Here is a 20,115-nt window from a genome sequence, read left to right as displayed (position 1 = left end):
GATCAGCCTGCGGACTCCGCCAGGTCGACGACCTCCCGCGCGCAGCCCCACGACAGCGTCACCCCGGCGCCGCCGTGGCCATAGCAGTGGACGACCGGGCTCGCCCCATCGCGCTCCTCCCGCTCCACACGCACGCTCGGCCGTGCCGGCCTCAACCCGACCCGTACGCCCAGCACCGGGGCACCCTGGAGCTGCGGCACCACCGCGCCGGCCCGCGCGAGGATGGCGGCAGTGTCAGCGTCGCGCGGTGCGAGGTCCCACACGTCGAGCTCGCTCGTGCCGCCCACGACGACGTCCTCGCCGCGAGGGACGACGTACGTCAGACCGCTGGGTCCGTCGGCGAGAAGCACGTCGTCGACGCCCGGCACCGGCGCCAGGCGTACGACTTGACCACGGATCGGCACGGTCGTCGGGTCCGCGGCGAGGAGGCGACTCCCGAGGCCGGAGGCGTTCACGACCACGTCGGCCCCACGTGGCAGCGCGGGCAGCGCCATCCGCGTCAGCGTGCCACCGTTCTCGGCGAGCCGGCGTACGAGGTAGTCGAGATAGGTCGGCATGTGGGCCACGAGACCGTCGAACGCCCACCCCGCGCCGAAGCCCTCCGGCACCTCGGCGAGCGTGTGGAGCGAGGGGACCGCGTCGGCCCACCAAGGGCGAGAGGCGGGATCGGCGACGAGCTCGGTCGACCGCCGTCTCCTCACCCCTGACGAACCGGGGAGCGCCGCCATCACCTCGTACGTCCGTCGCGACCACTCGAGCATGCGGTCGGCCGGGTGCACGAGAGAGGGGTGCCAGCAGGCGGCGGCGATCGCGGACGTGGTCTCCTGCGGCAGGTCGCGTGCGAGCACGTCGACCTGGTGGCCACGCTCGGCCGCCACCACGGCGCAGGTCAGCCCCGTGACCCCGGCTCCCACGACCAGCACACGCACGCGCCCACCCCCGGCGTCAGGCTCCGGCGACCGGTGGGGCCGTGGGATCGGCCGCCTCCGGCTTCTCCTCGCGCGCCACCCAGTGCTCGATGGCCTCGAGGTCCTCAGAGGAGCGCGTGACGACGGCGAGAAGGTCGCTCATCTTGGAGTTCTCCTCCACCTGCTCCTTGATGAACCACTGCATGAACTGGTCCGAGGCGAAGTCGTTCTCGTCTCGCGCCACCCGGGTCAGCTCGTTGATCTGCTCGGTGACCCGCTTCTCCTGGGCCAGCGCCAGCGCCACCGGCGCGACGACATCGGCGAAGTCGTTGGTGGGATCGGCGACGCCCGGGATGCGTACGGGGGCGTCCGCGTCGAGCAGGTACTGCACCATCATCATCGCGTGGTCGCGCTCCTCGACGGCCTGCTGGAAGAACAGCGACGCCATGCGGGGCATGGTGAGCCCGTCGTAGTAGCAGGCGATCGCCACGTACTGCTGATGCGCCGCGAACTCGTGACCGACCTGCTCGTTGAGCAACGCCGCGAACTTCTCCGATGCCATGACTGCACTCCTCGCTGCGGCCTCCGACCCTCTGTCGTCTGCCTCACCCCCGACGCTAGTGCGAGCGGGAGCGGGCATCCAGCAAGGACTGGCTAGCCTTCGGAGGCGCAGGTGCAGGCGGCGTCAGTCGAGATCGTTCGCGCGCCGGATGACGTCGACGATGTCGTCCATGATCTGCGTCATCCCGTAGTCCTTCGGCGTGTACACCGCGGCAACACCGGCCTCGCGCAGCCGGCGTGCGTCCGACTCGGGGATGATGCCGCCGACGACGACCGGCACGTCACCGACGCCGGCCGCGCGGAGCTGCTCGAGCACATCCGGCACGAGCTCCATGTGCGACCCGGAGAGGATCGAGAGCCCGATGCAGTCGACGTCCTCGTCCACCGCGGCGGCGACGATCTGGGACGGCGTCAGCCGGATCCCCTGGTAGACGACCTCGAAACCGGCGTCACGCGCGCGCACGGCGATCTGCTCGGCCCCGTTGGAGTGCCCGTCGAGCCCGGGCTTGCCGACCAGCAGGCGAAGACGTCCGCCGAGCTCCTGGCCCGTCGCCCGCACTCGCTCGCGCACGGCCGTGAGCTCGGATCCGCCCTCGCTCATGCCCACCACTCCCGTCACTCCGGTCGGTGCACGGAACTCACCGAAGACCTCCCGCAGAGCGCCGGCCCACTCACCCGTCGTCACTCCGGCACGCGCGCAGACCAGCGTCGCGTCCATGAGGTTGGCGTCGGTCTTTGCGTCGGCACGGAGCCGCTCGAGAGCCTCGGCGACCTCCGACTCGTCGCGCTGGCCACGCCACGCGGCGACGCGCTCGATCGCGCTCGCCTCGGCGAGCGGGTCAGCGGTCTGGATCGCGGCGTCGAGGTCGGCCGTCAGCGGCGACTCCTCGGTCTCCTTCCAGGCGTTGACCCCCACCACGAGCTGGTCGCCGGCCTCGATCTTGGCGCGCCTCGCCGCGTGCGAGGCGACCAGCGCCTGCTTCATGTAGCCCGACTCGACCGCCGCCACCGCGCCGCCCATGGCCTGGACGCGATCGATCTCCTCCTTGGCGCCAGCGACCAGCTCGGCGACCTTCGCCTCGATCACATGACTGCCCTCGAAGATGTCGTCGTACTCGAGGAGGTCGGACTCGTAGGCGAGCACCTGCTGGAGTCGGAGCGACCACTGCTGGTCCCACGGGCGCGGGAGACCGAGGGCCTCGTTCCACGCAGGGAGCTGGATCGCGCGCGCACGGGCGTCCTTGCTCAGGCTCACCCCGAGCATCTCCAGCACGATGCGCTGCACGTTGTTCTCGGGCTGCGCCTCAGTGAGCCCGAGGGAGTTGACCTGGACGCCGTAGCGGAACCGGCGCATCTTCGGGTCCTGCACGCCGTACCGCTCGCGGGTGATCTCGTCCCACAGCCGGCCGAAGGCGCGCATCTTGCACGTCTCCTCGACGAACCGCACCCCGGCGTTGACGAAGAACGAGATCCGACCGACGACCTTCTCGAACTCCTCCGGTGGCACCTGACCGGCGTCGCGGACGGCATCCAGCACGGCGATCGCGGTCGACAGGGCGTACGCGAGCTCCTGCACCGGGGTAGCGCCGGCCTCCTGCAGGTGGTAGCTGCAGATGTTGAGCGGGTTCCACTTCGGCATGGTGACGACCGTGTAGGCGATCATGTCGGTCGTCAGCCGGATCGACGCCTCCGGCGGGAAGACGTACGTCCCGCGCGACAGGTACTCCTTGATGATGTCGTTCTGCGTGGTCCCGGCGAGCTGCCCGACCCACTCCTGCGGGTCCTCGCCGGCGTCGTGCGCCTGCTCCTCGGCGACGACCTGATACATCGCGAGCAGCCACATCGCCGTCGCGTTGATCGTCATCGAGGTGTTCATCGTCTTCAACGGGATCCCGTCGAAGAGACGGCGCATCTCGCCGAGGTCGGGGATCGGCACGCCGACCTTGCCCACCTCTCCCCGGCTCAGCTCGTGGTCGGGGTCGTAGCCCGTCTGGGTCGGGAGGTCGAAGGCGACCGACAAACCGGTCTGCCCCTTGGCGAGGTTGCGTCGATAGAGCGCGTTGGAGTCCGTCGCCGAGGAGTGTCCGGCGTACGTGCGCATCACCCAGGGGCGATCACGGTGGGTCGAGTCGGCCATGCGGCTTAGGTTAGTTCCTCGTGACCGACGAGTAACACCCACGTGAGCGGAGTCACGTGGGTCACATCCTCCGCCAAGAGGTGCACACTGAAGACATGACCAACAGCGGCTCGGTGGTGGACTATCTCTTCGTCCCGCTGTTCACTCTGCTCGCCATCGGCGGCCTGGCGCTGATCCTGAGGTGGGCGCACTCGCCCGGCAAGCGCATCCGCCTCCCCTCGTACGGGATGCTCGTCCCCGTGGCCCGCTGCAAGGACCAGCATGGCGCCGACGTCACGGCGCAACGGCTGCGCGCCCGTGGCGTCCGCGCGAACGTCGCCCACGACGAGATACGGGGCTGGCTGGTGCTCGCCTGGAAGACCCAGGCCGACGTAGCCCGGGCCTGGATCGCGGAGGGTCAGCGTCCCCAGCGCCCGTGACCCCCTCTTTCGCTCGCGGGTCACCCTCTGGCGGCCGCGGGTCACCCTCTTTCGCTCGCGGGTCACCGCGCCGACATAGGGTGTCGCCATGGTCAACCTCACCCGCATCTACACCCGCACCGGCGATGACGGGACGACACGGCTCGTCGACATGAGCAAGACCTCCAAGCTCGACCTGCGCCTGATCGCGTACGCCGACACCGACGAGCTCAACAGCCAGCTGGGCTTCGCTCGCTCGCTCGGGACGCTCGACGACGACGTCGACGCGGTGCTCGCACGGGTGCAGAACGATCTGTTCGACGTCGGCGCGGACCTCGGTGCCCCGGTGGTCGAGAATCCGGAGTACCCGCAGCTTCGGGTCGAGCCGGACTACGTGGACCGGCTGGAGGGCTGGTGCGACCACTACAACGAGCAGATCGAGTCGCTCCGCTCCTTCATTCTCCCCGGGGGCACCCCGGCGGCGTCGGTCCTCCATATCGCCCGTACGGTGTGCCGCCGCTCCGAGCGCAGTGCCTGGGCGGCGATCGGGGAGCACGGCGAGACGATGAACGTCCTTACCGCGAAGTACCTCAACCGGCTGTCGGACCTGTTGTTCATCCTCGCCCGCTACGCCAACCGCGAGGCCGGCGACGTGCTCTGGGTGCCCGGCGGCGAGCGCTGACCGACCCGCGGACGCCAGAGAGTGACCCGCGGACGCCAGAGAGTGACCCGCGGACGCCAGAGAGTGACCCGCGGACGCCAGAGAGTGACCCGCGAGCGGCAGGAAGTGACCCGCGGTCAGATGACGTTGTTGACCTCGCGCCCGGGGGGCGAGGACTCGAGCCACGCGAGCAGCCCGGTCAGGGCCTGCGGGCTCAGTGCGAGCTGGATCGGGACGCCCCCGTCGAGCATGCACTCGACGATCGTGTTGCCGGCGTGCAGCGCGTAGGTCTCCGAGCCCACCGGCCGGCGGCGGCGCTCGACCTCCACGTGCCCGCGCTCGAAGCGCAGGACCGGGCGTGGTGAGAACGAGAACGTCCGGAACCACTCGAGATAGCTGTCGTTGTAGCGGCCGATCCCGAGGGTCCAGCCACGCGGGTCGCCCTCGTCACGAGTCGACTCCGGACGACGGTTGACGCTCAGGTCGAAGGTGCTGCCACCGCGGGCCAGCACCCGACGCCGTCCGGCGAGCGCCAGCACGGCCAGGACCGCCAGGCCCAGAAGCACGCCGAGGGAGTCGAGCACCCACAACCAGACCGGCATGTGTGCCCTCCTCCCTCGGCGACTACGTCAGGATTCTTCGGACGACCTCAGGACGCCATCTCGACCGCACGGATGCGGGCTTCGAGACGACGGACTTCTTCAGCGGCCTCGTCATCGTCCACGCCTGCGGACTTGATCCGGGAGAGGTCGTTCTTGGCCCGCTCGAGGTCGATGTCGTGCGACATCACCGCGCTCTCGGCCAGGATCGACACCCGGTCCATGGCGACCGAGAGGAAGCCGGCGTCGACAGCCGCGACCCAGGTCTCCTTGTCCTCGGTGTCGATCTCGACGACGCCGTCGGCCAGCAACGACATCACCGGGGCATGCCCGGGGAGGATGCCGATGTCACCGTCGAGCGTGCGTGCGAGCAGCGACGTCGCCTCGCCCGACCACAGCAGCCGGTCGGCGCTGACGAGCTCGACGTGCAGTGTGCCTGCCATCAGAGGACTCCTTCTCTACGAACGTGCCGGGTCAGGAGCTCTTCTGGATCTCGGCCCACTTCTTCTCGACGTCTTCGAGACCGCCGCACATGAAGAAGGCCTGCTCGGCCACGTGGTCGTACTCGCCGTCCGCGATGCGCTTGAACGCGTCCACGCTCTCGTCGAGCGGGACGGTCGAGCCCTCGATGCCGGTGAACTGCTTCGCCACGTAGGTGTTCTGCGAGAGGAAGCGCTGGATGCGACGGGCGCGCGACACGACCGTCTTGTCCTCCTCCGACAACTCGTCGACACCGAGGATCGCGATGATGTCCTGGAGCTCCTTGTTGCGCTGCAGGATCTGCTTGACCCGGGTCGCGACCTGGTAGTGCTCGGCCGAGATGTAGCGCGGGTCGAGGATGCGCGACGTCGACGTCAGCGGATCGACGGCCGGGTAGATGCCCTGCGAGGCGATCTCACGGCTCAGCTCGGTCGTTGCGTCGAGGTGCGCGAACGTCGTTGCCGGCGCCGGGTCGGTGTAGTCGTCGGCCGGCACGTAGATCGCCTGCATCGAGGTGATCGAGTGACCACGCGTCGAGGTGATGCGCTCCTGGAGGACGCCCATCTCGTCGGCCAGCGTCGGCTGGTAGCCCACGGCGGACGGCATGCGACCGAGCAGGGTCGAAACCTCCGAGCCCGCCTGGGTGAACCGGAAGATGTTGTCGATGAAGAGGAGCACGTCCTGCTTCTGGACGTCGCGGAAGTACTCCGCCATCGTCAGCGCCGACAGGGCGACGCGCAGACGCGCGCCCGGCGGCTCGTCCATCTGGCCGAAGACCAGCGCGGTCTGGCCGAGAACGCCCGACTCGTCCATCTCGGCGATGAGGTCGTTGCCCTCACGCGTGCGCTCACCGACACCGGCGAACACCGAGACACCACCGTGGTCACGGGCGACACGGGCGATCATCTCCTGGATGAGGACCGTCTTGCCGACGCCTGCACCACCGAAGAGGCCGATCTTGCCGCCGAGCACGTACGGCGTCAGCAGGTCGATGACCTTGATGCCCGTCTGGAACATCTCCGTCTTGGGCTCGAGCGAGTCGAACGACGGCGCCTTGCGGTGGATGCCCCACCGCTCCTTGATGTCGAGCACCTCGCCCTCGCTGAGGTTGAGGCACTCGCCGATCGTGTTGAACACGTGGCCGAGGGTCACGTCGCCGACGGGGACCGAGATCGGCTCGCCGGTGTCGCGCACCTCCGCACCACGGGTCAGGCCGTCGGTCGGCTGCATGGAGATCGCACGCACCATGCCGTCACCGATGTGCTGGGCGACCTCGAGGGTGAGCGGGCGACCCTCGGCGTCGAGCGCGGTGTGGACGTGCAGCGCGTTGTACATCTCGGGCATCTGGTCGGTGGGGAACTCGACGTCGATGACCGGGCCGATGACGCGGGCGATACGGCCCGTCGTCGTGGTCTCGTTGACAGTGGCAGTCATGGTTTCACTCACTCCCGGCGGTCGCGTCGGCGAGGGCATTCGCACCACCGACGATCTCACTGATTTCCTGGGTAATCCCGGCCTGACGGGCCTGGTTGGCTGTACGGGTGTACTTCTGGATCAGGTCTTCGGCGTTGTCGGTCGCGTTCTTCATCGCCTGCTGGCGTGCCGCGAGCTCCGACGCCGCTGCCTGGAGGAAGCAGAAGTAGAGCCGGTGGTTGACGTACTTGGGCAAGAGCCCGTCGAGGACCTCCGAGGCCGACGGCTCGAACTCGTAGAGCGGGTAGACCTCGCCCTCTGCGGGCGGCTCCTCCCCCTCGACGACCTCCAGCGGCAGCAGCCGGATGACCTCGGGGGTCTGGCTGATCATCGAACGGAAACGGGTGAAGACCACGTGCAGCTCGTCGACCTCGCGCTCCGGGTCACCCGTCTCGGGGTCCTCCGGGTCGATGAGGAACGCCGAGGTGAGCACGTCTCCGACCTCGCGCGCGTCAGCGTACGAGGGGTGGTCGGAGAACCCGGTCCACGACTGCACGACCGGGCGCTGCCGGAAGCGGAAGTAGGCCTCGGCCTTGCGGCCGGTGACGTACATGTCCACGTCCTTGCCCTCGGCGTGGAGCTTCTCGACGAGACGCTCCGACTCCTTGAGCACGGCCGACGAGTAGGAACCGGCGAGCCCGCGGTCGCTGGCGATGACCAGGACCGCGGCCCGCTTGGGCTCCGGGTTCTCGGTGAGCAGCTTGTGATCGACGGCACCGAAGGTCGCGAGGGCGGACACCGCGCGCGTGAGCTCACGGGCGTACGGCGTCGCCGCCGCAGCCTGCTGCTGCGCCTTGACGATGCGCGACGCCGCGATGAGCTCCATGGCGCGCGTGATCTTCTTCATCGACTGCGTCGACTTGATCTTCGCGCGGTACTCGCGCAGTGAGGTGGCCATGAGAGGTCAGCCTCGCTTCTGCGTGACGATCTGCTCCTGCGCGACGTCCTCGTCGGCGAGAGCCTCGTGCTCTTCCTTGCCCGGCTTGATCGAGCCCCCGGTGCTGGTCTCGAACTGGTCGGCGAACGTGTCGTACGCCGAGTCGAGCGAGCCCGCGGTGTCGTCGTCGAACTTGCCCGACTCACGGATCGTGTCCAGGATGCCCGGCTCGCTGCGACGCAGGTAGTCGAGGAACTCGGACTCGAAGCGCTGGACGTCCTCGACCGGGACGCGGTCGAGCTTGCCGGTCGTGCCCGCCCACAGCGAGACGACCTGGTCCTCGGCCGGGAACGGCTCGTACTGGCCCTGCCGGAACAGCGCCATCAGCCGCTCGCCGCGCGCCAGCTGCTGCTTCGAGGCGGCGTCGAGGTCGGAGGCGAACATCGCGAACGCCTCCATCGCGCGGTACTGCGCGAGCTCGACCTTGATCGAGCCGGTGACGGCCTTCATCGACTTCAGCATCGCCGCGCTGCCGACCCGCGACACCGAGATGCCGACGTCGACGGCGGGACGCTGGTTGGAGTTGAAGAGGTCCGACTGCAGGAAGATCTGGCCGTCGGTGATCGAGATGACGTTGGTCGGGATGTAGGCCGACACGTCGTTGGCCTTCGTCTCGACGATCGGCAGGCCGGTCATCGACCCCGCACCGAGTTCGTCCGAGAGCTTCGCGCAGCGCTCGAGCAGCCGGCTGTGGAGGTAGAAGACGTCACCCGGGTATGCCTCGCGGCCCGGCGGGCGGCGGAGCAGCAGCGACACGGCGCGGTAGGCCTCGGCCTGCTTGGAGAGGTCGTCGAAGATGATGAGGACGTGCTTGCCCTCGTACATCCACTGCTGGCCGATGGCCGAGCCGGTGTAGGGGGCGAGGTACTTGAAGCCGGCCGAGTCCGACGCGGGAGCCGCGACGATCGACGTGTACTCCAGGGCGCCGGCCTCCTCGAGCGCGGAGCGCACCGAGGCGATCGTCGAGCCCTTCTGGCCGATGGCGACGTAGATGCAGCGGACCTGCTTGGTCGGGTCGCCGGTCTCCCAGAACTGCTTCTGGTTGATGATCGTGTCGATCGCGATCGCGGTCTTGCCGGTCTGGCGGTCGCCGATGATCAGCTGACGCTGGCCGCGGCCGATCGGGGTCATCGAGTCGATGGCCTTGATGCCGGTCATCAGCGGCTCGTGGACGCTCTTGCGCTCGACCACCGACGGTGCCTGGAGCTCGAGGGCACGACGTGCGGAGGTCTCCACCTCGCCGAGGCCGTCGATCGGGTTTCCGAGCGGGTCGACGACGCGCCCGAGGTAGCCGTCACCGACCGGGACGGAGAGGACCTGACCGGTCCGCTTGACCTTCTGCCCCTCCTCGATGCCGGAGAACTCGCCGAGGATGACGACACCGATCTGGCGCACGTCGAGGTTCAGGGCGAGGCCGAGCGTGCCGTCCTCGAACTCGAGCAGCTCGTTGGCCATCGTCGACGGCAGGCCCTCGACACGGGCGATGCCGTCCATCGCCTCAGCGACGGTGCCGATCTCCTCGGTCGTCGCCTGCGGCTTGTAGTCGCTGACGAACTGCTGGAGCGCGTCGCGAATGTCGTCGGGACGGATCGTGAGCTCCGCCATGTCAGTGCCTGCCTTCTTCTCGATCGTGCTGGGGAAGTTCTCGGGAGGGGTGTGTGGGGGCCATCGTCAGCCGACGAGAGCCCGTCGCGCGTCGGCGAGCCGCGTCTGGATCGTGGAGTCGATCCGCTCACCCGCGATCTCGACGGACAGGCCGCCGATCACCGACGGGTCCACGGTGACGTCCACGTGTACGTCTCGACCGTACTTGCGGGCCAAGGCTCCAGCCAAACGCTGCTTCTCGTCGGCGTCCAGCGCGTACGCGGTGACGACACGGGCCTGGAGCCGACCCTCGCGGGAGATGGCGTCCTCGGCGAAGGCGACCAGGGTCTCCTCGTAGCCGTGCTTGCGCATCGCCACGGCCTGGCGGGCCAGGGCCAGCGACACGTCGTCGACCTGCCCGTCGAGCAGGCGCGAGACGATGTCGCGACGGCCCTCGACCGAGGCCGCCCGGTCGTTGAGCGTCCGACGCAGCTGCGGGTCGTCGATGACCACCCGCGAGAACGCGAACAGGGTGTCCGCGACCGTGTCGAGCGTGCCCCGCTGGTCGGCCGTGGACAGCACCGCCTGGACACCGGCCAGCTCGAGGGCGTCGGCGAGGTCGCGGGCGCGGCTCCACCGACCGCGCACGGCGGCGACGGCCACGTCCAGCGCCCCCGTACCGATCTTGTCGGCGAACAGCGTCCGGACCAGGCCGGCCTTGGCGTCCGACTCCGTCGCCGGGTCCGACAGCACCCGGCGCAGGACCGGGTTGGTGTCGAGCGCGGCGACGACCGCGAACACCTCGGCACCGACAGTGACGCCCTGGGCGCCGTCGGCGGTCGACCCGCCCACGGTCTCGAGGACCTGGGCGAGCGAGGTTGCCGAGACGCCGCGCATCAGTTCGCCGATCCGTTCGACGAGCCGTCGAGGTCGGCGACGAAGCGCTCGACGGTGCGCCGCTGACGCGCCTCGTCCTCGAGCGACTCACCGACGATCCGCGACGCCAGCTCGGTCGAGAGCTGACCGACCTCACGGCGCAGCGACTGCACCGCCTGGGCGCGCTCGGCCTCGATCTGCTGGTGCGCCGAGGTGACGATGCGCTGGGACTCCTCCTGAGCCTGGGTGCGCATCTCGGCGATGATCTGCGCTCCCTGCTCGCGCGCCTCCTCGCGGATGCGGGCGGCCTCGTGGCGTGCCTCGGAGAGCTGGGCGTTGTACTTCTCCAGCGCTGCCTTGGCCTCGTCCTGCGCCTGCGCGGCCTCCTTCATGCCGCCTTCGATGGCGGCCGTGCGCTCGGCGTACGCCTTCTCGAAGTTGGGCACGACGAACTTCTTGATCAGGAAGACCAGGATCAAGAAGACGACGACGCCGAGAATGATCTCGTCGACGTGCGGGACGAGCGGGTTGAGCCCTTCCGCCGCAAGGATGGTGCTACTCATGAGCTGACCTCGTCATCAGGGATGGTCGGTGGAACGCCGTGGCGTCCGTCAGAGGACGAACGCGAGCGCGATGCCGATGATCGCCAGGGCCTCGGCGAGCGCGAAGCCGAGGATCGCGATCGTCTGGAGGCGCGACTGCGCCTCGGGCTGACGGGCGACGCCGTTGATGTACGCGGCGAAGATGAGGCCGATGCCGACGCCCGGGCCAATCGCAGCCAGGCCGTAGCCGATCATGTTGAGGGAGCCGTCCACGGCTGTTCCTTTCGTCGTGACGCTGGTTTGCGTCGCTGTGGTGAACCCATCGGGGGGTTCGCTACGGGTTCGGTATGAAGTTGTCGGTCAGGTGGGTGGATCAGTGCTCGTCGGCGAGCGCGCCGCCGATGTACTGAGCCGTCAGGAGGGTGAAGACGTACGCCTGGAGGAACATCACCAGGGCCTCGAGGAAGCTCACCGCGATGGCCAGGAGCCAGGCGATGACGCCCACCGGGGCGTACAGGATGTTGCCCGACTCGAAGACCAGGTAGCTGCCGCCGAGGGTGAACAGGATGAGCAGCAGGTGGCCGGCGAACATGTTGGCGAAGAGTCGCAGCGCGAGCGTGACCGGCCGCACCAGGATGTTCGACATGAACTCCAGGGGGACGATCAGCAGCAGGATCGGACCGCCGACGCCACCCGGCACGGACTGCAGCTTGAAGTAGCCGGCGAACCCGTGCTTGGCGATGCCGACACCGTTGTAGAGGATCCAGGTCAGCGCGGCGAGCGCGTAGGCGTAGCCCGAGTGCGAGAACGTCGGGAACTGCAGCAGCGGGATGAGGCCGTAGTAGTTGTTGACCAGGATGATGAAGAACAGCGCCGTGAGGTACGGGACGAACTTCATGAAGTCGGCGGAGCCGATCGAGTCGCGCGCGATGCTGTTGCGCACGAAGTTGTAGGCGTACTCGCCGGCGAACTGCATCCGGCCCGGCACGACGGCGGCGCGGCGGGAGGCCGCGTAGAAGAGACCGAAGATGAGCACGCCCGACAGGACGTACAGGACCATCGGCTTCGTGACGTCGCCGAAGATCGGCGGCAGCTGGAAGTCAGCGGGGCCGGGCGGGTGGAACTCGGCGAGGACGGTCCGTCCGGGGGTGGTCACTCGATCACCTCATCTAGGGCGCGGGCGCACCGTGTGTCCACGGGCGTTACGGGTACGGCGGGCAGCGCGGCTGGGAACGTCCCGGGGGTCAGGACCTGTCCTGGAGCGCTGCGAACACGGTGTAGATCCCGAGCGCCGCCCCGAGGACGATGCCGATCACCACCATGAACGAGGTCCCCCACCAGAGGTCTAGCAGGTAGCCGAGGGCTCCGTAGACCAAGACTCCACCGCCGATCCGCCCGACAGCGACCCAAGGGTCGCGCGAGAAGGAGGGGGACGGTGAAGAGTCGCTCATTGCCAGGCACAAGGTAGCACGCCGACGTCATCGCTCCTCCCCCAGGTCGTAGAGAGGAGTGCGGCTCGATGTCGCAGCCACGACCTCGAGCCCGGTGACCACAAGGGTGCACACGATGACGGTGACGCCGAGGGCCTGGGCGTCGACGGGGTCACCCAGCAGCCCCGAGCTCGAGAGCGCCAGGGCGGCGGCCAGGAGGACGAGGATCTTGGTGCCGTAGAGCATGAGCGCGACGAGCATCGTCCCGCCGGTCGCGGGCCGGGTCAGCGGGCGCAGGAGGGCGAACGTCGTGCCGAAGAAGGACAGGACGACCACAGCGCCGATCAGCGCGCCGAGGGCGCCTGGTCCACCCGACACCGCCCCACCCACCGCGACGCATGCGACCCCGGCGACGAGCGCAGCCCCACCGAGCACGCGGGTCAGGCGTGCGGTGTGGCGATCGGATCGCTGGGTGGTCGTCATGGGGCGGCCGTCCAAACGTGACTGGGTGGTGTTTGTGAAAAATAGCACAAGGGATCTTTCACGCCAAAATCAGACTCCCCATCAGAGTCTCACGCGCTGCGAGGCCGCCCTGCGCGGGGTAGCCAGAACACCGCCAGCGCTGTGACGACGACCATGACGGCCACCCCCGCCACCGCGCGCCATCCCCCGATCAGGCCGAGTGCCACGGCGCCGAAGGCCACGACCCCCGAGATCATGTACATGACCAGCACCGCCCGGCGGTGCGAGTGGCCGATCTCCAGCAACCGGTGGTGCATGTGCAGCTTGTCGGGCGCGAACGGCGAGCGCCCGGCACGGGTACGGCGTACGACCGCCATCAGCATGTCCACGAACGGGACGAGCAGCACCGCGAAGGGAAGCAGCAGCGGCAGCAGGGCGGGGAAGAGCGACGCCTGGGCGCCGCCGAGGCCCTGGATCGCCTCGGCAGCCGAGAACCTACCCGACAAGGAGATGGCCGAGCACGCCAGCACGAAGCCGAGGAGCATCGCTCCGGCGTCGCCGATGAACATCCGTGCAGGGTTGAAGTTGTGCGGCAGGATCCCCGCGCAGACGCCGGCGAGAGCGGCGCACAGCATCGCCGCGGCGATCGCGTTCGTCTGCCGGTTCTCGGAGACGAGGACGAAGGCGAAGATGAAGAACGACACCGCTCCGATGCCGGCGACGCCGGCGGCCAGACCGTCGAGCCCGTCGACGAAGTTCACCGCGTTGACGCAGATGACGATCGTCAGGACGGAGAACAAGATCGACTGGAGCGGATCGATCGCCCACGTGGTTCCCGGGAGCGGGAGATAGACGAGCTGCACGCCCATCGACACCGTGATGACCGCGGCGAGGACCTGTCCGGCGAACTTCGTGAGCGCGTCCAGCTCGTACATGTCGTCGATCACGCCGACGACCGTGATGACCGTCGCCCCGACCATCACTGCGCCCGCGTCCGAGAGCACGGCGTCCTCCGAGCGCGACAGGAACGGCATCTGCGACGCCACCAGGTAGGCCGCGAGCAGGCCGAGCAGCATCGCGATCCCGCCGAAGTACGGGATGGGGATGGCGTGCACGTCGCGGTCGCGCACCCGCGCGTAGGCCCCGACCCTCATCGCACTCTCGCGCGCCAGGACGGCCAGGACATAGGTCACCGCGACGGCGACGAGGAAGACGACGAGATACTCGCGCACGGGTCAGCCGACCTCGACCCCGAGCTCGACGATCTGCTCGACCGTGATCGCGCCGGAGCGCACGACTCTCGGGAGGTCGCCCGTGCAGTCGACGATCGTCGAGGGCACGCCGCTGCCCGCAGGCCCGCCGTCCAGATAGACCGCGACACTCTCGCCGAGCTGCTCCTCGGCCTCCTCGACCGTGGTGGCGGCGGGACGCCCGGTGAGGTTGGCGCTCGACACGGCGAGCGGCCCCGTACGGCGCAGCAGCGCCAGGGCGTTCTCGTCCGCGGGCATGCGGATCGCCACGGTCCCTCGTGTCTCGCCGAGGTCCCACACCAGCGACTCCTGCTGGCGGCAGATCAGGGTCAGCGGCCCGGGCCAGAACGCCTCGGCCAGCGTGTGCACGTACGGCTCCATCCGTGACGCCAGCGCGTCGAGCGTGGTGGTGGAGGCGACGAGGACCGGGGGCGGCATGTGCCGGCCGCGTCCCTTGGCGGCCAGCAGTGCTGCGACCCCCTCGGGCTCGAAGGCGTCCGCGGCGATCCCGTAGACCGTGTCGGTCGGCATCACGACCAGGGCGTTGTCGCGGATCGCCGCCCGGGCAGCCTCCAGCCCGGCGTCACGCTGGTCGTCGTCGAGGCAGGAGAACCGTTCGCTCACAGGGCCATCGTGCCAGCACCGGTCCTGGACCCGCCGTACCCCTGCTGGTTGGGGCGGCAACAGGGCGGGAGGTCCCTACCGACGAGCGCGGCGCGCGGTGACGAACCGCGGCCTCCCGGCCAGGTCGGCGCGATCGCGGACCTCTTCGAAGGCACCGTGCGCGACGAAGACGGCGGGCGCGGAGGCCCCCTGAACGTCGGCGTGCTCGGCGCCGACCCAGCCGCCGTGGCGAAGCAGCCGAGCCGCCGTCGCGGCGACGTCACGCATCGCGTCGAGCCCGTCCTCCCCCGACCACAGCGCCAGGTCGGGATCGTGGTCACGGGCCTCGACGGCGACCGACTCCCACGCCGTGAGAGGGATGTACGGCGGGTTGGCCAGGACGAGGTCGACGGTCCCGTCGAGGTCGGGGAACGCCTCCGCGAGGTCACCGTGGCGAAGGTCGACGCCGAGGCCGGCCAGGTTGTTCTCGGCGTAGGCAAAGGCCGCGTCGCCCAGCTCGACGGCGTGGACGCGGGTGTGCGGCCGCTCGGAGGCGACGGCACCGGCGATCGCACCGGATCCCGTCCCGAGGTCGACGACCACGGGGTGCTCGACCTCGAACGAGTCGAGGACCGACAGGCCCCACTCGACCAGCGACTCGGTCTCGGGGCGGGGCACGAAGACCCCCGGGCCTACGGCCAGGTCGCGGTAGCGGAAGGCGGCCGAGCCCGTCAGGTGCTGCAGCGGCTCTCGGGCCGCACGGCGGACGACCAGCTCCTCGTACGCCGTCGCCTGTGCGTCGTCGATGCCGTCCACGAGCAGCAGACCCGACCGCCCCGTCCCGAGCACGTGGGCGAGGAGCAGCTCGGCGTCGTTGCGCGGCGAGGCGACCCCCGCCTCGGCGAGCCGACGGGCGGCGTCGGCCAGTGCCGTACGGACCTGGGTCACGCCGAGCTCTCGACGGCGGCGAGCCGCGCGGCGAGGTCGGCATCGACGCAGGCCTCCACGACGTCGTCGAGCGCGCCGTCCATCACCTGGTCGAGGTTGTAGGCCTTGAAGCCCACGCGGTGGTCGGAGATGCGGTTCTCGGGGAAGTTGTAGGTCCGGATCCGCTCGGAGCGGTCGACCGTGCGGACCTGTGAACGGCGGGCGTCCGAGGCCTCGGCGTCGGCGGCGTCCTGAGCGGCCTGCAGCAGCCGCGAGCGGAGGATCCGCAGCGCCTGCTCCTTGTTCTGGAGCTGGCTCTTCTCGTTCTGGCAGCTCACCACGATGCCGGTGGGAAGGTGGGTGATCCGGACGGCGGAGTCGGTCGTGTTCACGCTCTGCCCGCCCGGCCCCGACGACCGGAAGACGTCGATCCGGAGGTCGTTCTCGTTGACGTCGACATCGACGGACTCGGCCTCGGGGAGGACGAGCACGCCGGCGGCGGAGGTGTGGACGCGGCCTTGCGACTCTGTCACGGGCACGCGCTGGACCCGGTGGACGCCGCCCTCGAACTTGAGCTTCGCGTACGGCGCCTCCCCCGGCTCGGGCCTTCCCTTGGCCTTCACGCCGACCGTCACCGACTTGTAGCCGCCGAGGTCGGAGGCGTTCTCGTCGATCAGCTCGGTCTTCCAGCCGCGGCTCTCCGCCCAGCGCAGGTACATCCGGAGCAGGTCGCCGGCGAACAGCGCGGACTCCTCGCCACCCTCGCCCGCCTTGATCTCGAGGATCGCGTCCTTGGAGTCGGCGGGGTCCCGCGGGACCAGGAGGCGCTGCAGCCGCTCAGCGAGGTCGTGCTCGCGGCTCGCGAGGGACGCCACCTCGGAGGCGAAGTCGGGGTCCTCGTCGGCGAGCTCACGCGCGGCCTGGACGTCGTCCACCGTCTGCTGCCAGTCGTGGTAGGTCCGGACGATGCTCGTGAGCTCGGCATAGCGCTGGCCGAGCCGCTTGGCGCGCGCAGGGTCGGAGTGGACGGCGGGATCGGCCATCTGCGTCTCGAGGTCGGCGTGCTCGCGCACGAGCGACTCCACGGCGTCGAACCGGTTGCTCATCGGTCTCCTCCCTCCCTGCGTAACGGGTCCTGACATGACAACGGCGCCGGCGCACGCGAGGTGCGTGGCCGGCGCCGCGACGGGGTTACTTCTTGCCGTAGCGCTTCTCGAAGCGGGCGACGCGGCCGCCGGTGTCGAGGATGCGCTGCTTGCCCGTGTAGAACGGGTGGCAGGCAGAGCAGGTCTCGACGCGCATGACGCCCTCGGTCGAGGTGCTGCGGGTCGTGAACGTGTTGCCGCAGGTGCAGGAGACCTCGGTCGCGACGTACTTGGGGTGGATGTCGTGCTTCATGTGTCTTCCTCTCGTCAGCCGCTGGGTCGTCCCGCTGGTCGGGCCGTGAACCAGAGCCGTAGGCATTGTGCCACCGTCGCTCGGTGAAACACGAATCGTCGGGGTTGCATTCCCTGGTCAGGCCGCGATCATCGAGCCCGCCAGGAGGATCACCGAGAGCGCCATGAGCCCCACCGCGACGGTGAGGTAGACCGCGGTCTCGGAGATCGGCACACCCTTGTTGGCCTCGGTCAGCGCGAACAGCACCGAGGCCCCGGCGAGTGCGTTGAGCAGCACCACCGTGACCACCAGAGGGTTCACCGCAGGAGCTTCTCGATGTCGTCGGCGAGGTCCTCGGGCTTGGTGGTGGGCGCATAGCGGTCCACCACGTTGCCCTCGGGGTCGATGAGGAACTTGGTGAAGTTCCACTTGATCCGGTCACCGAGGACGCCCGACTTCTGGTCGCGCAACCACTGGTAGAGCGGGTGCGCCTCCGGCCCGTTGACGTCGACCTTGGCGAACATGGGGAAGGTCACGTCGTAGGTCAGGGAGCAGAACTCCTTGATCTCGGCCTCGTCGCCCGGCTCCTGGTTGCGGAACTGGTCGCACGGGAAGCCGAGCACCACGAGGCCCTCGTCCTGGTACTCCCGGTACAGCTTCTCAAGCCCCTCGTACTGCGGGGTGAAGCCGCACTTGCTCGCCGTGTTGACGACGAGGACCGCCTTACCCCGGAACTCGTCGAGATCCCGCTCCGTGCCGTCGATGTCGACGGCGCGGAAGTCGTAGACGCTGCTCATCAGTCGTCGTCCCCATTGCCCCGGCGTCCGGTGGCGGGGGTGCTCTGGTTGATCTGCATGAGGAACTCGACGTTGCTCTTGGTCGTCTTGAGCTTCTCGATCATGAGCTCCAGGGCCTGCTGACCGTCCAGGCCCGACAGCACGCGACGCAGCTTCCAGATGATGGACAGCTCCTCGCGGCTCATCAGGAGCTCCTCGCGCCGGGTGCCGGAGGACTCCACGTCGATCGCCGGGAAGATCCGCTTGTCGGCGAACTCGCGGCGGAGACGCAGCTCCATGTTGCCGGTGCCCTTGAACTCCTCGAAGATCACCTCGTCCATCCGCGAGCCGGTCTCGACCAGCGCGGTGGCGAGGATGGTCAGCGACCCGCCGTCCTCGATGTTGCGAGCGGCGCCGAAGAACCGCTTCGGCGGGTAGAGCGCCGACGAGTCGACGCCACCGGAGAGGATGCGCCCGCTCGCCGGGGCGGCAAGGTTGTAGGCACGTCCGAGGCGCGTGATGCCGTCGAGCAGGACGACCACGTCGTGCCCGAGCTCGACGAGACGCTTGGCGCGCTCGATCGCCAGCTCGGCGACCGTCGTGTGGTCGGTGGCCGGCCGGTCGAAGGTCGACGCGATGACCTCGCCCTTGACGGTGCGCTGGAAGTCGGTGACCTCCTCCGGGCGCTCGTCGACGAGGACGACCATCAGGTGGCACTCGGGGTTGTTGGTCGTGATCGCGTTGGCGATCTGCTGCATCACCATCGTCTTGCCGGCCTTGGGGGGCGACACGATGAGTCCGCGCTGGCCCTTGCCGATGGGCGACACGATGTCGATGATGCGGCCCGCGAGCTGGGTCGGCTCGGTCTCCAGGCGGAGCCGCTCCGAGGCGTAGAGCGGGGTGAGCTTGGAGAACTCGACCCGCTGCTTGGCCTCCTCGATCGTCATGCCGTTGACCGACTCGATCTTGACCAGGGGGTTGAACTTCTCCTTGCGCTCGCCCTCACGGGGCTGGCGCACCTGACCCACGATCGCGTCGCCCTTGCGCAGGCCCCACTTGCGGACCATCGACAGCGAGACGTAGACGTCGTTCTCGCCGGGCAGGTAGCCGCTGGTGCGCACGAACGCGTAGTTGTCGAGCACGTCGAGGATGCCGGCAGCGGGGATGAGGACATCGTCGTCGCCCACCATTGGCTCGGACTCGCGCCCGGTCCGCTCACTGCGGTCACCCCGGTCGCCCCGGTCGCCCCGGTCGCTGCGGTCGCCCCGGTCGCCCCGGTCGCTGCGGTCGCGATCACGGTTGCGGTTGCGGTTGCGGTTGCGGTTTCGGCGGCGTCCGCCGCCCTCGCCGTCGCGGTCGTTGCCGCGGTCGGCGTCACCGCGGTCGCGGCTCTCGGTCTTGTCGGCGCGCTGGGCGTCGGCAGCATTCTGGTCGCCGCTGCGGTCGTCGCGGGACTTCTCCGCGCGCTCTTCCCGAGGCTTCTCCTCGCGGGGCTTGTCGCCGCCGCGGTCGCCCCGGTTCTCACGGGGCTTGTCGCCGCCGCGGTCGCCCCGGTCCTCGCGGGCCTTGTCGCCGCCGCGGTCGCCCCGGTCCTCGCGGGGCTTGTCGCCGCCGCGGTCCTCGCGGGCCTTGTCGCCGCGGGCCTGCTGGCCACGATCCTCACGCGTCTCCGCGCGAGGGGCACTCTCGGTCGTCGCGGCGGCCGCCTCGGGCGTGGTCGCCTCGGGAGCGCTCGTACGCGCCGGCGCCGCGGTGGTCGAGCCGCCCTGTGCAGACTGGATGGCTTCGATCAGCGCGCCCTTGCGCATCTTGCCGACCCCCTTGATGCCGAGGCCGGAGGCGATCTGCTGCAGCTCCGGGAGAACCATGGCGTTGAGGCCGGTCCCCCGTCGACGGGAGGTCTTCGCCACGGGCTCGGCTGCGGGCTCGCCGGCGCCACCGAGCAGGGTGGGTGTTTCGGTCACGTGAGGTCCTTCCCACGTCAGGCGGCACTCGGGCGCCGCTCGTTGTGAGCGGTCCGTACGAGGTAGCGGACCGCCAGGCCCGACCCCGTGAACCGGAGGCGGACAAGCATGTGCGGTTCCCACGCGGTCCTGGAACTTCTGAACATCGACGGACGTCAGGAGGATGCGGG

At 69.3% G+C, this 20,115-nt stretch carries 24 protein-coding genes; 2 read left to right on the top strand and 22 right to left on the bottom strand.

Translation table 11 applies throughout. From position 1 onward, the window contains the following. Positions 1–2 precede the first annotated feature (2 nt). From KV100_RS15825 to KV100_RS15815, 3 genes are all read right to left on the bottom strand, one after another. Positions 3–929, bottom strand: a complete 927-nt coding sequence (locus KV100_RS15825; RefSeq protein WP_220344072.1) for an FAD-dependent oxidoreductase — start codon at positions 927–929, stop codon at positions 3–5. A gap of 16 nt (positions 930–945) precedes the next feature. Continuing rightward, positions 946–1,470, bottom strand: a complete 525-nt coding sequence (locus KV100_RS15820) for a ferritin (RefSeq protein WP_220344071.1) — start codon at positions 1,468–1,470, stop codon at positions 946–948. Positions 1,471–1,593: 123 nt separating this feature from the next. After that, positions 1,594–3,606 (bottom strand): protein meaA, encoded by a 2,013-nt coding sequence (locus KV100_RS15815; protein WP_220344070.1) that lies wholly within the window; start codon positions 3,604–3,606, stop codon positions 1,594–1,596. 95 nt (positions 3,607–3,701) lie between these two features. On the opposite strand from KV100_RS15815, the gene KV100_RS15810 reads away from it, so the two are divergent. Continuing rightward, complete coding sequence (locus KV100_RS15810) at positions 3,702–4,025, top strand: hypothetical protein (protein WP_220344069.1); 324 nt, start codon at positions 3,702–3,704, stop codon at positions 4,023–4,025. Between the two features lie 88 nt (positions 4,026–4,113). After that, the gene (locus KV100_RS15805) at positions 4,114–4,686 is read left to right on the top strand and encodes a cob(I)yrinic acid a,c-diamide adenosyltransferase (RefSeq protein ID WP_220344068.1); all 573 of its coding nucleotides are present in this window, start codon (positions 4,114–4,116) and stop codon (positions 4,684–4,686) included. A gap of 116 nt (positions 4,687–4,802) precedes the next feature. Here the strand turns inward: KV100_RS15805 and KV100_RS15800 are convergent, their stop codons facing one another. From KV100_RS15800 to rho, 19 genes are all read right to left on the bottom strand, one after another. Next, entirely contained in the window at positions 4,803–5,267 is a 465-nt protein-coding gene (locus KV100_RS15800; RefSeq protein WP_220344067.1) for a DUF2550 domain-containing protein, read from the bottom strand. 47 nt (positions 5,268–5,314) lie between these two features. Continuing rightward, positions 5,315–5,707: a F0F1 ATP synthase subunit epsilon gene (locus KV100_RS15795; RefSeq protein ID WP_220344066.1), complete on the bottom strand. Its 393-nt coding sequence runs from the start codon at positions 5,705–5,707 to the stop codon at positions 5,315–5,317. 31 nt (positions 5,708–5,738) lie between these two features. Further along, positions 5,739–7,178: a F0F1 ATP synthase subunit beta gene (atpD, locus tag KV100_RS15790; protein ID WP_220344065.1), complete on the bottom strand. Its 1,440-nt coding sequence runs from the start codon at positions 7,176–7,178 to the stop codon at positions 5,739–5,741. Between the two features lie 4 nt (positions 7,179–7,182). Continuing rightward, positions 7,183–8,115 (bottom strand): F0F1 ATP synthase subunit gamma, encoded by a 933-nt coding sequence (locus KV100_RS15785; protein ID WP_220344064.1) that lies wholly within the window; start codon positions 8,113–8,115, stop codon positions 7,183–7,185. 6 nt (positions 8,116–8,121) lie between these two features. Continuing rightward, complete coding sequence (gene atpA / locus KV100_RS15780) at positions 8,122–9,759, bottom strand: F0F1 ATP synthase subunit alpha (protein WP_220344063.1); 1,638 nt, start codon at positions 9,757–9,759, stop codon at positions 8,122–8,124. 66 nt (positions 9,760–9,825) lie between these two features. Beyond that, positions 9,826–10,635, bottom strand: a complete 810-nt coding sequence (locus tag KV100_RS15775) for a F0F1 ATP synthase subunit delta (protein WP_220344062.1) — start codon at positions 10,633–10,635, stop codon at positions 9,826–9,828. After that, positions 10,635–11,177, bottom strand: a complete 543-nt coding sequence (locus KV100_RS15770; protein ID WP_220344061.1) for a F0F1 ATP synthase subunit B — start codon at positions 11,175–11,177, stop codon at positions 10,635–10,637. Before KV100_RS15770 ends, KV100_RS15775 begins: the two co-directional genes overlap by 1 nt. A gap of 48 nt (positions 11,178–11,225) precedes the next feature. After that, the gene (gene atpE, locus KV100_RS15765) at positions 11,226–11,411 is read right to left on the bottom strand and encodes an ATP synthase F0 subunit C (RefSeq protein ID WP_179428207.1); all 186 of its coding nucleotides are present in this window, start codon (positions 11,409–11,411) and stop codon (positions 11,226–11,228) included. A gap of 118 nt (positions 11,412–11,529) precedes the next feature. Beyond that, the gene (atpB, locus tag KV100_RS15760) at positions 11,530–12,312 is read right to left on the bottom strand and encodes a F0F1 ATP synthase subunit A (protein ID WP_308291460.1); all 783 of its coding nucleotides are present in this window, start codon (positions 12,310–12,312) and stop codon (positions 11,530–11,532) included. A gap of 88 nt (positions 12,313–12,400) precedes the next feature. After that, positions 12,401–12,607 (bottom strand): AtpZ/AtpI family protein, encoded by a 207-nt coding sequence (locus KV100_RS15755; RefSeq protein WP_220344060.1) that lies wholly within the window; start codon positions 12,605–12,607, stop codon positions 12,401–12,403. Between the two features lie 27 nt (positions 12,608–12,634). Then, a complete protein-coding gene (locus KV100_RS15750) occupies positions 12,635–13,069 on the bottom strand; it encodes a hypothetical protein (protein WP_220344059.1) in 435 nt (144 codons plus the stop codon). Between the two features lie 89 nt (positions 13,070–13,158). Beyond that, positions 13,159–14,280, bottom strand: coding sequence for an MraY family glycosyltransferase (locus KV100_RS15745; protein WP_220344058.1), 1,122 nt, complete (start codon positions 14,278–14,280; stop codon positions 13,159–13,161). A gap of 3 nt (positions 14,281–14,283) precedes the next feature. Beyond that, positions 14,284–14,922, bottom strand: coding sequence for an L-threonylcarbamoyladenylate synthase (locus tag KV100_RS15740; protein ID WP_220344057.1), 639 nt, complete (start codon positions 14,920–14,922; stop codon positions 14,284–14,286). A 75-nt stretch (positions 14,923–14,997) separates the two neighbouring features. Next, entirely contained in the window at positions 14,998–15,849 is an 852-nt protein-coding gene (gene prmC / locus KV100_RS15735; RefSeq protein WP_220344056.1) for a peptide chain release factor N(5)-glutamine methyltransferase, read from the bottom strand. Further along, a complete protein-coding gene (gene prfA / locus KV100_RS15730; protein ID WP_220344055.1) occupies positions 15,846–16,934 on the bottom strand; it encodes a peptide chain release factor 1 in 1,089 nt (362 codons plus the stop codon). Before prfA ends, prmC begins: the two co-directional genes overlap by 4 nt. An 85-nt stretch (positions 16,935–17,019) precedes the next feature. Beyond that, the gene (rpmE, locus tag KV100_RS15725) at positions 17,020–17,226 is read right to left on the bottom strand and encodes a 50S ribosomal protein L31 (protein WP_220344054.1); all 207 of its coding nucleotides are present in this window, start codon (positions 17,224–17,226) and stop codon (positions 17,020–17,022) included. A 117-nt stretch (positions 17,227–17,343) separates the two neighbouring features. Continuing rightward, positions 17,344–17,526, bottom strand: coding sequence for a hypothetical protein (locus KV100_RS15720; RefSeq protein WP_220344053.1), 183 nt, complete (start codon positions 17,524–17,526; stop codon positions 17,344–17,346). After that, complete coding sequence (locus KV100_RS15715) at positions 17,523–18,002, bottom strand: glutathione peroxidase (protein ID WP_220344052.1); 480 nt, start codon at positions 18,000–18,002, stop codon at positions 17,523–17,525. The genes KV100_RS15720 and KV100_RS15715 overlap by 4 nt, the downstream gene beginning before the upstream one ends. Then, positions 18,002–19,945, bottom strand: coding sequence for a transcription termination factor Rho (rho, locus tag KV100_RS15710; protein ID WP_374226671.1), 1,944 nt, complete (start codon positions 19,943–19,945; stop codon positions 18,002–18,004). The genes KV100_RS15715 and rho overlap by 1 nt, the downstream gene beginning before the upstream one ends. Positions 19,946–20,115 lie beyond the last annotated feature (170 nt).

Origin of the sequence: Mumia sp. zg.B21 (assembly GCF_019550855.1) — a bacterium.
Lineage (GTDB): Bacteria > Actinomycetota > Actinomycetes > Propionibacteriales > Nocardioidaceae > Mumia.
Note: the sequence above shows the minus strand (reverse complement) of the source record. Positions and strands in the feature narration are given on the sequence as shown.